Source organism: Salinisphaera sp. LB1 (assembly GCF_003177035.1).
In the GTDB taxonomy this organism is placed as follows: Bacteria; Pseudomonadota; Gammaproteobacteria; order Nevskiales; family Salinisphaeraceae; genus Salinisphaera.
This window is the reverse complement of sequence record NZ_CP029488.1, coordinates 3131461-3145766: the sequence shown is the minus strand read 5'-3', so window position 1 is coordinate 3145766 and position 14306 is coordinate 3131461. Positions and strand designations below refer to the sequence as shown.

The window sequence follows — 14306 nt, the reverse complement described above, 5'->3', positions numbered from 1 at the left end:
CCTGTCCAGTTTCCATTGTTCGAATAACGCATATGATCTCAATCAAGAACCTGCATGCCGAGGTCGAAGGCAAGCCTATCCTCCGCGGCATCGATCTCGAAGTCCCGGACGGTGAAGTCCATGCCATCATGGGCCCGAACGGTTCCGGCAAGTCCACGCTGGCCAGTATTCTCGCCGGGCGCGAGGAATACGAGGTCACCGAGGGCAGCGTGACGTTCAAGGGCCGGGAACTGCTCGAGCTCGCCCCCGACGAACGCGCCTGCGAAGGCGTGTTCCTCGGCTTCCAGTACCCGGTCGAGATCCCCGGTGTATCCAACCTGTACCTGCTGCGTGCCGCGATCAACGCGCGCCGCAAGTATCACGGCGAGCCCGAGATCGACGCCGTGGAATTCATGCAGATGGTTCAGGAGAAGATCAGCCATGTCGGCATGAGCATGGACATGGTCAAACGCGGTGTGAACGAGGATTTCTCCGGCGGCGAGAAGAAACGTAACGAAATCTTCCAGATGCTGATGCTGGAACCCGCCCTGGCGGTCCTGGATGAAACCGACTCCGGGCTCGATATTGACGCGCTCAAGATCGTCGCGAGTGGAATCAACCGCCTGCGCTCGCCGGAACGCTCCGTCATCCTCGTGACCCACTACAAGCGCCTGCTGGAGCATGTCGTACCCGATCGGGTGCACGTGTTGTACCAGGGCCGGATCGTGCGTTCGGGCGGGCCCGAACTGGCCGATACGCTCGAGGAAGAAGGCTACGCCAACCTGGAAACCGACGAGGCCGCTGCGACGTCATGAGCGCGACGCAACAGATCGAACCCAGCATCGACCACTATCTGGCCGAATACGCCCGGGTCGAGCGCGACCTGCCCGGCAGCGACGACTCCAAGCGCGAGCGCTCAGCCGAGCTGACCCGCTTCTCCGAAGCCGGGTTTCCCTCCACGCGCGAGGAGGACTGGAAGTACACCAGTCTTCAGCCGGTCGAGAAGCGTCGTTTCGAGATCAGCGACGAAGCCGAGCCGGTGGCACTGGACGAACTGCGCGCGTTCATCCCCGCGGACCTGGACGCCCACCGCATCATCTTCGTCGACGGCCGCTTCAACGCAGCACTGTCGGATGTCGACGATCTGCCCGCCGGCGTGACCGTGCGTTCCTTTGCGGACTATCTGTCCGAGAACGCGGGCGCCACCGTCAAGGCACGCGAGATCGAAGAAGAGCCGGGCAGCCTGACCGCCATGAACGCGGCGTTTTTCACCGACGGCGCTTATGTCGAAACCGCGGCCAACGCCGTGCTGGAGAAACCGCTGCACGTGATCAGCGTGACCTCCGGCGTACGCGACGAGCGCATGACCCAGGTCCGCCATCGCTACGTCTTCGGCGAGAACAGCCAGGCCGTCGTCATCGAGCATTCGGTCGGCCTCGGCAGCAAGGCCTACTTCGCCAACCAGGTGACCGAGGCCGTAATGGGGCGCAATGCGCAACTCACCCGGGTGCGCATTCAGCAGGAATCCGAGCGTGGCTACCACGTATCGAGCTTCTTCGCCCAACAGCGCCGCGATAGCCGCGTGTTCAATCACGGCTTTGATCTGGGCGGGCGCCTGGCGCGTATTGATACCAATGCACGACTTGTCGACCACAATGCGGAAGTCCACTTCAACGGTGTCTACACGGCGACCGGGCGCCAGCATGTGGACAATCACACCCGGATCGACCACGCCACCGAGCACAGTCTTTCCCGGGAACGATACAAGGGTGTGCTCGCCGGTCACGCCCGCGGCGTATTCAATGGCAAGATCGTGATTCAAAAGGACGCGCAGAAGACCGACTCGGATCTATCCTCCGATGCCCTGCTACTGTCCGACAACGCCGAAGTCGACGCCAAGCCCGAACTCGAGATCTATGCCGACGATGTGACCGCCGGCCACGGCTCGACCATCGGCCAGCTCGACGAAGACGCGGTGTTCTATCTCAACAGCCGGGGCGTGAGCGAGGAAGGCGCGCGCGCCATCCTGACCTACAGTTTTGCCAACGCACTGGTGCAGAAGATCGGCATCGAGCCGATCGAGCGTTATGTCGAGGCCGCCATCCTGGCCAAGCTGCCGGGCGGTCGCGCATACGTGGATCTGGCCTGAGTTGGCGGGAGAAGCCGTCATGTCCGAAGTGAAGCAGCAGACCGCAACCGTGCCCCCGGCGTTCGACGCCGAGCACGCGCGCGCCGACTTCCCCATCCTGCTCGAGGCCCTGCCCTCGGGACGACGGCTGGTGTATCTCGACAACGCGGCGACCACCCAGAAACCGGTGCGCGTCATTCAGGCCAGCGACGACTACTATCGCCACGCCAACGCCAACGTACACCGCGCGATCCACACGCTGTCGCAACGGGCCACGCAGCAATACGAAGCCTGCCGCGACAAGCTGGCCGAATTCATCGGCGCGCGCTCGCGCGACGAGATCGTCTATACCCGCGGCACCACAGACGGCATCAATCTGGTCGCCCAGTGCTATGCCCGGCCGCGGCTGAAGCCGGGGGACGAGATCCTGCTCACCGAGCTGGAACACCACTCCAACATCGTGCCCTGGCAGATGGTGGCCGAAGCCACCGGCGCACAAATCGTGGTAGCACCGATCGGCGACGACGGCAGTGTATCGATCGAGGACTTCCGCGCGAAGCTGTCGGAACGTACGGTCATTGCCGCGTTCGCGCATATCTCCAATGCCCTGGGCACGGTGCTGCCGGTGGCCGAGATGATCGCCGCGGCGCATGACGCCGGCGCGGTGACCCTGATCGACGGCGCCCAGGCCGTGGCCCACATGCCGGTCGACGTCAGCGCTCTCGACGCCGATTTCTACACGATGTCGGCGCACAAACTGTTCGGCCCCACCGGCTTCGGCGCCCTGTACGCCAAGCGCGAACTGCTGGAAGCCATGCCGCCCTATCAGGGCGGCGGCGACATGATCGAGACGGTGTCGTTCTCGGGTACGACGTACAACGACGTGCCCTACAAGTTCGAGGCTGGCACCCCCAACATCGCCGGCGCGGCCGCCCTCGGGGCCGCCATCGACTACGTCAACGACCTGGATCTGGCCACCGTGTTCGACTACGAGCACGAACTGCTGGCGCGCGCGACGCGCGAGATGGAAACCATCGACGGCCTGCGCATCATTGGCACCGCGCCGGGCAAGGCCGGGATCATCTCCTTCGTGATGGACGGCGTGCACGCGCACGACATCGGCACCCTGCTCGATGAATCGGGCGTCGCGATCCGTACCGGCCATCATTGTGCGATGCCGCTGATGCAGCGCTTCGGTGTACCGGCAACCGCGCGCGTCTCCTTCGCGCTCTACAATACGCAGGCGGATGTCGATGCGTTGATCGGCGGCCTGGAAAGCATTCAACGTATCTTCGGATAAAAGGATTGTCGCGATGACCGATTGGGTGGATGTCTGCAAGGACGGCGAACTCGACGAAGGCCAGTGCCGCATCGTCGACGTGGACGACACGATGATCGCGGTTTTTTGTTACGACAAGGACTACTACGCGATCCACGACATGTGCACGCACGATGGCGGCGAACTGGCCAGCGGCGATGTCGAAGGCTGCGAAGTGATCTGCCCACGCCACGGTGCGCGTTTCTGCATCAAGAACGGCAAGGCGCTCAGCGCGCCCGCCTACGAGGATGTTGCCACCTTTCCGACCCGCGTCGAGAACGGCGTGGTCCAGGTCCGGGACGATCGTTTCGACTGACGCCTGCCCGCAGCGCTATGCAACGCCGCGATCGGCGTACGCCTCGAAAGCCGCGATGCGTCAATGCATCGCGGCTTTTTTTTTTGGTTTGCCCAGGTTTGCGGGACTGAGTTAAGAAGAGTACTCGGCGCCGCCGGGCTGCAGAATGGCCCGGTTTGACGTTCACGCTCTAACGACAAGCGCGGGTCCGACCGCCGCGCCGGCGCGTATGGGCTGCCATGCCCACTCGCAGGCGCCGCCTTCGCCACCCGTCGACCACCTGGATACAGCGCAAACAGTCCGGGCGTCCGTCCAACCCTGAGACGCCGTGTGTGTATTTCGGTGCCGTTTGTACGGCGACACCACGTCTTGCCGTGAACCGGCGAAGCCGTCGCCGTGCGGGGTGCTCTTCTCTTGGTTACTTCTCTTGAGCAAGCAAGAGGAGTGACTCGCGCCGCAGCGCCAAACCGAAGGTCGGCGAAGGCGGAGGGCGTGCGACTTTCACCCGTCCTGGTTCGGCGTTTCCCACCCAGTGCGCCGTGGATCGCGCCCCCTGTCCTGAACCGCCAGGATTCGCAGGGCGTGATTGCGCCGCAAATCCGCGAAGAACCCGTTTCATCGTCCGCTGTGTTCGGCCCGATCGCCGCCGGCAGATGGCCGCCGCCCGATCGAGAAAAGACGCGAGTTCAACCGTCGATGCCAACAGCCGCAGCACTGCCCCGATGCAACACGCGCAATGCCAGCTGCCACCAACGATTGATGGCGTCCCGGCACCAGAACATATATAAAAAGAACTCTTTTCTTTTTGTAATCATTTTATGCCTGACCGGCCGCCGATTCTGTCGTACGGGCATCAGCTGCACACCAAGCCCGGCGGTCGCTGGCTGTTCGCGCGCGATCTGCCGGCGTGCGCCGTATTTCGCGACCATCACGCCGCGCGTGAACCGTGTCGAGCCGAGCTTCTGCGCCGCGGCCCTGGGCAAACGGCGGTGACTGCACAACCATATCGGCACGGTGCACACGATCGCCATGTGTAATCTCACCGAACTGGCCGCCGGCCTCACGGCCGAAGCCACCGTCAAACCGGCGTGGCGCTGGATTCCCCAAGGAATGACCGTCGCCTATCGGGCCAAGGCCGAAACCGACCTGATTGCCCGGGCCCGTCCGGCCGCCACCGCGACACTCGATGACCGCGCGGACTACGACGTGGAGATGTCCATCCGCGATACCGCCGAGGTCGAGGTCATGCACGCCACGATCACCCTATGGATCACCCGCGCCGTCCATCCCGCCTATTCGTGCCCTGCCCCGGCCAAGGATTGCCTTATTTATGACCGCCGCCACCGCGCCCTATCCGCATCTGCTCGCACCGCTCGATCTCGGCTTCACGACCCTGCGCAACCGCGTGCTGATGGGGTCCATGCATACCGGCATGGAGGACTTCTTCTGGCACTACGACAAGCTCGCCGCGTACTTCGCCGAACGCGCGGCCGGCGGCGCGGGGCTGATCGTCACCGGCGGCATCGCCCCCAACATCGCCGGCTGGGTCTCGCCGCTGGCCGGACGCATGAGCCATCGCGGCCATGTGATCCCGCATCGCAAGATCACACGCGCCGTGCACGGCGAAGGCGGCCATATCTGCATGCAGATCCTGCATTCCGGACGCTACGGCTACCACCCGTTCATCGTCGGGGCTTCGCGCCGCAAGTCGCCCATCACCCCGTTCAAGCCGCGCGCGCTGAGTGAACGTGGGGTGCGGCGTACGATCCGGGATTATGTCCGCGCCGCCGAACTCGCACGCGATGCGGGTTACGACGGCGTCGAGGTGATGGGCTCGGAGGGCTATCTCATCAACCAGTTCCTGGTCGAGCACACCAATGACCGGCGCGACAGCTATGGCGGCTCGCTGGCCAACCGACAACGCATGCCGATCGAGATCGTACAAGGCATTCGTGCCGCGCTCGGCCCGGATTTCATCCTCATCTATCGGCTGTCCATGCTCGATCTGGTCGAAAACGGCCAGCGCTGGGACGAAATCGTATCGCTCGCGCGCGCCATCGAAGCCGCCGGGGCGACGCTCATCAACACCGGCATCGGCTGGCACGAATCGCGCGTGCCTACCATCGTCACCCGCGTGCCCCGCGCCGCGTTCGCCTGGGTCACCGCCAAGCTCAAGCGCGAAGTCGGCCTGCCACTGGTCACCACCAATCGGGTGAACACGCCCGAGGTCGCCGAGTCGCTACTGGCCGACGGCGGCGCCGACATGGTGTCCATGGCACGCCCGTTCCTGGCCGACCCCGAGTTCGTGAACAAGGCGCGGGCCCATCTGGCCGCCGATATCAACAGCTGTATCGCGTGCAACCAGGCCTGTCTCGATCACGCTTTCCAGGGCAAGCGCGCCAGTTGTCTGGTCAATCCGCGCGCCGGGCGCGAAACCGAGCTGAATTTCCCTCCGGTCCAACAGCCGCGCCGCATCGCGGTCATCGGCGCCGGGCCGGCCGGGCTCGAGGCGGCCACCCGGTTGGCCGCGCGCGGCCACCGGGTCAGCCTGTATGACGAAGCCGACGAGATCGGCGGGCAGTTCAACATGGCCAAACAGATTCCCGGCAAGGAGGAATTCTTCGAAACGCTGCGCTACTTCCGTCGCCGCGTGGAACAGACCGGGATCGCACTGCATCTGAACACCCGCGCCACCGCTGAGGCGCTGGCCAACAAAGGCTTCGATGAAATCGTGATCGCCACCGGCGTGCGCCCGCGCCGGCCGGCGATCGACGGCATCGACCACCCCTCGGTCGCTTCCTACATCGATATCCTGCGCGGCCATCGCGTGGCCGGACCGCGGGTTGCGGTGATCGGCGCCGGCGGCATCGGCTTCGATGTCAGCGAGTTCCTGACCCATGGCCGGCCGGCCCCCTCGCAGGATCGCGAACTGTTCTTCGCCGAATGGGGCGTGGACCCCACCGCGGCGGCCGCCGGCGGGCTGATCGAAGCCCATCCCTCACCCTCGCCGCGCCAAGTGACTCTGCTTCAGCGCAGCCGCGACAAACCCGGGCGCGGCCTGGGCAAGACCAGCGGCTGGGCGCATCGTGCCTCGCTCAAGCACAAGGGCGTGCAGATGCTGGGCGGCGTGGCCTACGAACGCATCGACGAGGCCGGCCTGCACCTGCGCGTCGACGACAAGGCCCGCGTGCTGGCCGTCGATACCGTCGTGATCTGCGCCGGCCAGGAAACCCGGCGCGATCTCGCCGATGATCTGGAAGCGCGCGGGCTGGCTTGTCACATCATCGGCGGCGCGAAGCTGGCGGCCGAGCTCGATGCCAAGCGCGCGATCCGCGAAGCCGCCGAGCTGGCCGCGTCATTGGATTGATGCGCTTGCAGCGTTCTTTCTTCCCCGGACTATGTATCCGCAGATCTTGATTATGTACGACACGCAGAAGAGAGCTGGCTGAATAAGCCGGGTATTTTGTCCGCCAATGCACGCGAATAAGCGCAAATGAGAAGTACGATCAAGGCACTGCGGCTTCAGCTACACAAGCGATGGCGTCGTTCAAGCCTTCGACTGAGCTTTGTTCATAATGAAGCGAGTGAACGCAGATCGACGCCGGTAACGGGGCATGCCGAGCATCTGCGTGAATCGGCGTTGATCTGCGGAACAATGCCTTGGAAAACAGAAAACGTGCGGGCTCGTGTCCGGTAACGTTGGCGTTACTGAACACCCGCTTCGGCGCGCCGGACCAGCCCGGGCGTGTCCACACAGCAGTACTCGACGATCAGGTTCGCGCTTTGGCGCCCGCGGAACTCGTTGACCTGCAGGCGAAAGACCAGCCGATGCAGCTGGGCGGCATCCAGCGGCACGTCGCGGTTGAAGATCATGGCCTCGATCGGCCCGCCGCCGCGGCTCGACTGTACGGTGAGCTTGAGATGGCCGCTACCGACCACACGCTGGCCGAGCACGTGATAGACACCGTGGAACAGCGGCGCGTCGAAGCCGGCACCCCAGGGCCCGGCCTGCCGCAGCGCGATCGCCGTTTCGAGGCTGTGCTCGGGCCCGTCCAGTTCGCCGTCGGTAACGTACTCGCGCCGGGTCATGGCCGGAGTCAGCCGGGCCGCGACCGCGGCACGCAAGCGCTGCGCGAAGTCGTCCAGCCGTCCGGGCTTCAGCGATAGACCGGCCGCCTGGGCATGGCCGCCGAAGCGCGTGATCAGGCCGGGCGCGTCCGCATCCACGGCGGCCAGGGCATCGCGGATATGCAGCCCGGGAATCGAGCGGGCCGAGCCTTTCAACTCGCCGTGTTCACCGGGCGCAAACGCCACCACCGGGCGATGAATACGCTCGCGCAGGCGCGAGGCGATCAAACCGACAATGCCTTCGTGCCAGTCGCTTTCATGCACCACCAGCGCGGGCATATCCTGGTCCAGCGCCGCCAGGTGCTCCAGCGCGGCCTCGGCCTGGCCCTGCATGCGCTGCTGCACGCGGCGCCGCTGGTGATTGATCGACGACAGCGTCTCGGCCGCCCGGCGGGCCGCGTCGGCGGTGCCCGCACGCAGGCAGGCCACCCCCAGGCGCATGTCCTCCAGCCGCCCGGCGGCGTTGATGCGCGGCCCGATCGCGAAGCCGATATCGTCGGTATCCAGGCGGGCCGGATCGCGGCCGGCGATTTCGGCCAGGGCGACGATCCCCGGCCGGCCGCGCCCGGCCCGGATGCGGCGCAGGCCCTGGCTGACCAGCGTGCGATTGACGTGATCCAGCGGCACCACATCGGCCACGGTGCCCACGGCGACCAGATCCAGAAGATCGCCCAGCCGCGGCAACGCCGTGACGCCACGCTCGGCCATGCGCGAGCGCAGCGCGGCCATGACGTAGAACACCACCCCGACACCGGCCAGATACTTGCAGGCAAAGTCGCAGCCCGGCTGGTTCGGATTCACGATCGCCGCGGCCGCCGGCAGGCGCTTACCGGGCAGGTGATGATCGGTGACCACCACCCGCCAGCCCGCCGCGCTGGCCGCTTCCACGCCGGACAGTGAGGCGATCCCGTTGTCCACGGTAACAATCAGCCCGCCGTCGGCGCCCGCCGGGCCGATCGCCTCGACCACGGACGGGGATAGACCATAGCCGTGCGTCGCCCGCTGCGGCATAAAGAAATCCACATGGGCGCCGAACGCCGCCAGCACCTCAAGCGCCAGCGTGGTGCTGGTGGCGCCATCGGCGTCGAAATCGCCCACGATCCAGATCGGCCGTTTCGAAACGATCGCCGCCTCCAGTTCGTCCACCGCCGCGTCGATACCCTTGAGCGCCGAGAAATCAGGCAATCCGGCCAGGCGATAGTCCAGTTCGGCGGCATGCTGCACGCCGCGCCCGGCGTAGATCCGCTGCAACAGCGGCGAGGCCAGCCCGTCCAAACCCGACGCCCCGGGCACAGACCGCTCGACGATGCGCGGCGCGTCATCGAAACCGTTGCGGGCCGATTGCTGCTCCGCCACCGCGCCCGTCACTGCTTAGCGGCGCTTGGCGGCGACGTAGGCCTGGACCTCGGCCAGTTCGGCGGGAAGTATGTCGAAGCGCTCCTCGATCGACATCAAGTCGGCCATCGCCTCGGGCAGCGGCGCGCCCGGGAAACCGGCCCGGACGATGGCCGCCTCGAACTTGGCCGGATGGGCGGTGGCCAGGGTGATCATGGGCGTGGTGGCATCGGCGCGGCAGCGATTGGCCGCCCGGTAGCCGGTGGCGGTATGCGGATCGAGCAATTCCCCGGTATGCGCATAGGCCTCGCGAATCACCTCGATGATGGTGTCGTCGTCGACGCTGTCGCTCGAGAACAGCCGGCGCAACGCGGCGAGCGGCGCGTCGTCGATCACGGCCCGGCCGTCGGCGAAGCGATCCAGCAGATCGCGCACCGCCGCGCTGTCGCGTCCGTAGGCTTCGAACAACAGGCGTTCGAAATTCGACGATACGACGATGTCCATCGACGGCGCGAGCGTGGCCTGCAGCGCCCGGCGCGAGAAATCGTTATCGGCGATCGTGCGGTGCAGGATGTCGTTGGCATTGGTCGCGATCACGAACTGCTTGACCGGCAACCCCATGCGATAGGCGATGTAGCCGGCAAACAGATTGCCGAAATTCGCCGACGGCACGGTGAACGCCACCGCGCGCTGCGGCGCGCCGAGTGCGACCGCCGAGGCCACGTAATAGACGATCTGGGCCATGATGCGCGCCCAGTTGATGGAATTGACGGCGATCAGGCGCCGACCTTTCAGGAAACCCTGGTCGGCGAAACTGGCCTTGACCATGGCCTGGGCGTCGTCGAAATCGCCCTCGATGGCGATGTTATGCACATTGGACGCATGCACGGTGGTCATCTGCCGGCGCTGGACCGCGGAAACGCGCTCATGCGGGTGCAGGATGAAAATATCGAGCTGATCACAGGCCCGGCAGCCCTCGATAGCGGCCGAGCCGGTATCGCCCGAGGTCGCGCCCATGATCACGCCGCGTTCGCCTCGCTTGGCGAGAAAGTGATCGAGCAGGCGCCCCAGCAGCTGGAGGGCGACATCCTTGAAGGCCAGCGTCGGCCCGTGGAACAACTCCAGCAGATGATGGTTGTGCGACAGCTGCTTGAGCGGCACCACCGCATCATGATTGAAGGTGGCGTAGGTGTCCTGGATGATGCGCCTGAAGTCGGCGTCGGCAATGGCATCGCCCACGAATGGCTTCATCACCCGGAACGCGATCTCGGTGTAGGGTAGCCCCGCCATCGCGGCCAGTTCGTCGCGCGAGAACTGCGGCAAGGTTCCCGGCACGTACAAGCCGCCGTCCGGCGCCAGACCGGTCAGCACCACATCTTCGAAATTCAGCGCCGGCGCTTCGCCGCGCGTGCTGATGTAACGTATCTCGGCCTGTTGGCTCGACATTGTCAGTCCTCGAATTCGGCCACGCGATAATGCACCACGCCGTCACGCGTGGTCGGCAGCGCGCGGATATGATCCAGCGCCTCGGTTAGCGTGCCCTCGCGGGCCGGCTTGGTGATGATGATCACGCGTGCGTCATCCTCGGCGGTCGGCGGATCCTTCTGCAGAATGGCCTCGATGCCGATTTCGAGCTCGGCCAGCAGGCGGGTGATCTCCGCCATCACGCCGGTCCGGTCGGCCACCTGCACACGGAAATAATGCCCGCAGATGAAATCGGGCGACTCCAGGATCGGCTCTTCGGTAATCTGGTCCGGCTGGAAGGCCAGATGCGGCACGCGTCCGCTCGGGTCGACACTCATCATGCGCGCGGTATCGATCAGGTCGGCCACCACCGACGAAGCCGTCGGCCCGGCGCCGGCGCCGGCGCCGTAGTAGGCGGTCGGGCCCACGGCGTCGCCGTAAACCATGATCGCGTTCTTCTCGCCCTCGACATTGGCCAGCAGCGCACGCTCGGGCACGAGTGTCGGATGCACGCGCATCGCCACCCCGGTCGCCTGGCGCTGGGCGATGCCCAGGTGCTTGACCCGGTAGCCCAGTTCCTCGGCGTACTCGATATCGTCGGCGCCGATGCCGCGGATGCCGTCGGTGACGATGCGGTCGAACGACAACGGGATGCCGAAGGCGATGCTGCCGAGAATAGCGAGCTTGTGCGCGGCGTCGATGCCATCGACGTCGAAGGTCGGATCGGCCTCGGCGAAGCCGAGCTTCTGCGCCTCGGCCAGCGCCTGCTCGAAGCTCATGCCTTCGAACTTCATCTGGCTGAGGATGAAGTTGCCGGTGCCGTTGATGATCCCGGCCAACCATTCGATGCGGTTGGCGGCCAGCGATTCGCGGATTGCCTTGATGATCGGAATGCCGCCGGCCACCGCCGCTTCGAACGACACCACCACGCCGGCCGCGTCGGCCGCGGCGAAGATCTCGTTGCCGTGCAGCGCGATCAGGTGCTTGTTGGCGGTGACCACGTGCTTGCCGTTGGCGATCGCGGCCATGACCAGATCGTAGGCCAGACTGTCGCCGCCGATCAGCTCCAGCACCACGTCGATATTCGGATCCTCGACGATGGCGCGGGCCTCGGTGCCCATATCGATGCCTGCGGTATCGCATTCACGCGCGCGCTCGAGGTTCTGCACCGCCGCCCGGGTCACACGAATCTCTCGACCGGCACGCCGCGTGATCTCGTCGCCGTTGCGCGCGAGCAGATTGACCACACCGGCACCCACGGTGCCGAGGCCGAGTACGCCGACCTTGACCGGTTCCATCATCGTGACTGTTCCTCGTTTGCGAGCCGCGCCCGACGCCGGGTGCGGTCATCCTGGTTGATGCACTAAAAACGGGCCTGAAAGCCCTGCGCGCCGCGCACGTGTTCTGGTCAGGCGCGCGGCGGCGCCCGCATTACGCAGATTCGACGCCGTCGCGCCGGAACATGCGCTTGATATTGCGCAGCGCCTGTCGCGTGCGCTGGTCGTTCTCGATCAGGCCGAAACGCACGTGCGTGTCGCCGTATTCACCGAAACCGACCCCCGGGGACACCGCCACATGGGCCTCGGCCAGCAGCTTCTTGGTGAAATCCAGCGACCCCATGTGCTGGTACGCCTCCGGAATGCGCGCCCAGACGAACATGGTCGCCTTGGGGCGCTCGACCGGCCAGCCGATCTCGTTGAGCCCGTCGCAGAGGATATTGCGGCGCTTTTCGTACAGATCCCGGATCTCGGTAACACAATCCTGCGGCCCGTTGAGTGCCGCGATGGCCGCCACCTGCACCGGCGTGAACATGCCGTAGTCCAGGTACGACTTCATGCGCGCGAGCGCGGCGATGAGTTCCTGATTGCCGCACATGAAGCCTACACGCCAGCCCGGCATGTTGTAACTCTTGGACAGCGTGAAGCATTCCACGGCGACGTCCTTCGCCCCCGGCACCTGCAGGATCGACGGCGCTTCGTAACCGTCGAACGTCAGATCGGCATAGGCCAGATCCTGCACGATCCACAGATCGTATTCACGCGCCATGGCGACCATGCGTTCGAAGAATTCCAGCTCGACGCACTGCGTGGTCGGATTGCTGGGAAAGTTCAGCAGCATCATCTTCGGCCGCGGCCAGGATTCCTTGATCGCTCTTTCCAGTTCGGCGAAGAAATCCGTGTCCGGCATCATGCGCACGTGGCGCACATCGGCGCCCGCGATCACCGCGCCATAGGGGTGAATCGGATAGGCCGGATTGGGCACCAGCACCTGATCGCCGTGTTCCAGGATGGCGAGCATCAGATGGGCCAGCCCTTCCTTCGAGCCCATGGTGACGATGGCTTCGCTCTCCGGATCGATGTCGACGTCATAGCGCCGCTTGTACCACGCCGAGATCGCCTGTCTGAGGCGCAGCACGCCGCGCGAGACCGAATAGCGATGCGTATCCGGGCGCTGCACGGCTTCGGTGAGTTTCTCCACGATATGCGGCGGCGTGGGCCGATCGGGATTGCCCATGCCGAAGTCGATGATGTCCTCGCCGCGCGCTCGGGCGGCCTGCTTCAGTTCGTTGATAATCGCGAACACGTACGGCGGTAGGCGATTGATGCGTACGAAGTTGGATTTCGATGAAGCGTCGGACATTTTGGTTCAAGCGGTTGGGTCGCCCGCACGACGGGCGGCGGAGGTATGCCTGGCCGATGCCGGTGGCAATCGGTCAAACGACGGAGTCTGCCAGATTCGCTGGCCCGGCACTACCAGAGTGCGCGGGCCTGTTCAGCGATCGGGCAAGACCTTCTGCGGATCGATCGGATCGCCATCCTTGCGAACCTCGAAGTGCAACATCGGCTTGTTGCCGGGGCCCAGCCCCATGTTCGCGATATGCGCCCCCGCGGCGACGGTCTGGCCCTGCTTGACGAAGCTCTTGTCGACGAAGCCATAGGCCGACAGATAATGCTTGTCGTGCTTGATGATGATCAGTTTGCCGTAGCCCTTCAATCCCGAGCCGTTGTAGACCACGGTGCCACTGGAGGCGGCATGGATCGGCGCCCCGACCTTGCCGCCGATTTCGATGCCGCGTCGCCGCGCCGACGGGTCGTAGGCCCGCAACAACGGGCCGCTGGCCGGCCATTGCCAGCCGTCTGCACTCGGGCCCCCGGCCTTGACCTTCGTATGCCGGGTCGCGGCCGATGAGCTCGCGCTGTCGATCGAGCGCTGTTCCGGCGATTGCGTATGCGACTGCCGGGACGCGCCGTGCGCAGCGCCGCCGGCATTCGACTGCGCCCGCTTGCTCGCGCCGGACGAATGATTCGACGCAGTGGACACCGAATTGCGGGTAACCGTGGGCGCGCCGGGCGTTTTAAGCGGCTGGACGTGGCCATTGGACTGGCTCGACGGCGCCGCAGACGATCGATTCGACGGCGTATTGCGCACACTCGACATATGCGCGTAGTCGAGCCGCGGATAGGGCTTGAGCGTCAGATGCTGCCCCACGTCGAGGCGATACGGCGGCCCGATATGATTCCAGCGCGCCAGCTTGTGCCAGTCGATGTGGTAACGCTGTCCGATCTCGGACAACGTATCGCCGCGCTGCACGGTGTAACTGTCGGGGCGCATCGCCCGGCTGATCGAACAGCCGGCCATCACTATCGAGCCCGCCATCA

10 protein-coding genes and 1 pseudogene are annotated in these 14306 nt (G+C 65.3%); 6 read left to right on the top strand and 5 right to left on the bottom strand.

All coding sequences use genetic code 11. From position 1 onward, the window contains the following. The first annotated feature begins 32 nt into the window (after nucleotides 1-32). The 6 genes and pseudogenes from sufC (at nucleotide 33) to SALB1_RS14095 (ending at nucleotide 7087) form a co-directional block, all read left to right on the top strand. Entirely contained in the window at nucleotides 33-794 is a 762-nt protein-coding gene (gene sufC / locus SALB1_RS14120) for a Fe-S cluster assembly ATPase SufC (protein WP_109994434.1), read from the top strand. Continuing rightward, nucleotides 791-2128, top strand: a complete 1338-nt coding sequence (gene sufD / locus SALB1_RS14115; protein WP_109994433.1) for a Fe-S cluster assembly protein SufD — start codon at nucleotides 791-793, stop codon at nucleotides 2126-2128. The genes sufC and sufD overlap by 4 nt, the downstream gene beginning before the upstream one ends. Before the next feature lie 19 nt (nucleotides 2129-2147). After that, nucleotides 2148-3407: a cysteine desulfurase gene (locus SALB1_RS14110; protein WP_109994432.1), complete on the top strand. Its 1260-nt coding sequence runs from the start codon at nucleotides 2148-2150 to the stop codon at nucleotides 3405-3407. Nucleotides 3408-3420: 13 nt separating this feature from the next. Continuing rightward, nucleotides 3421-3741, top strand: coding sequence for a non-heme iron oxygenase ferredoxin subunit (locus SALB1_RS14105; RefSeq protein ID WP_109994431.1), 321 nt, complete (start codon nucleotides 3421-3423; stop codon nucleotides 3739-3741). Between the two features lie 675 nt (nucleotides 3742-4416). Next, nucleotides 4417-4932 (top strand): annotated as a pseudogene (locus SALB1_RS19980) (hotdog fold domain-containing protein); the annotation flags it as partial. A 118-nt stretch (nucleotides 4933-5050) separates the two neighbouring features. After that, entirely contained in the window at nucleotides 5051-7087 is a 2037-nt protein-coding gene (locus tag SALB1_RS14095) for an NADPH-dependent 2,4-dienoyl-CoA reductase (protein WP_109994430.1), read from the top strand. 338 nt (nucleotides 7088-7425) lie between these two features. On the opposite strand, the gene recJ is transcribed toward SALB1_RS14095, so the two are convergent. From recJ to SALB1_RS14070, 5 genes are all read right to left on the bottom strand, one after another. After that, on the bottom strand, nucleotides 7426-9204 hold the full coding sequence (gene recJ / locus SALB1_RS14090) for a single-stranded-DNA-specific exonuclease RecJ (protein ID WP_199678928.1): 1779 nt from the start codon (nucleotides 9202-9204) through the stop codon (nucleotides 7426-7428). Nucleotides 9205-9219: 15 nt separating this feature from the next. Beyond that, nucleotides 9220-10608, bottom strand: a complete 1389-nt coding sequence (gene thrC / locus SALB1_RS14085) for a threonine synthase (RefSeq protein WP_109995458.1) — start codon at nucleotides 10606-10608, stop codon at nucleotides 9220-9222. A 23-nt stretch (nucleotides 10609-10631) separates the two neighbouring features. Continuing rightward, entirely contained in the window at nucleotides 10632-11945 is a 1314-nt protein-coding gene (locus SALB1_RS14080) for a homoserine dehydrogenase (protein WP_109994429.1), read from the bottom strand. Between the two features lie 133 nt (nucleotides 11946-12078). Further along, entirely contained in the window at nucleotides 12079-13287 is a 1209-nt protein-coding gene (alaC, locus tag SALB1_RS14075) for an alanine transaminase (RefSeq protein WP_109994428.1), read from the bottom strand. A 132-nt stretch (nucleotides 13288-13419) separates the two neighbouring features. Continuing rightward, the gene (locus SALB1_RS14070; RefSeq protein ID WP_222843035.1) at nucleotides 13420-14286 is read right to left on the bottom strand and encodes a peptidoglycan DD-metalloendopeptidase family protein; all 867 of its coding nucleotides are present in this window, start codon (nucleotides 14284-14286) and stop codon (nucleotides 13420-13422) included. Nucleotides 14287-14306: the final 20 nt, after the last annotated feature.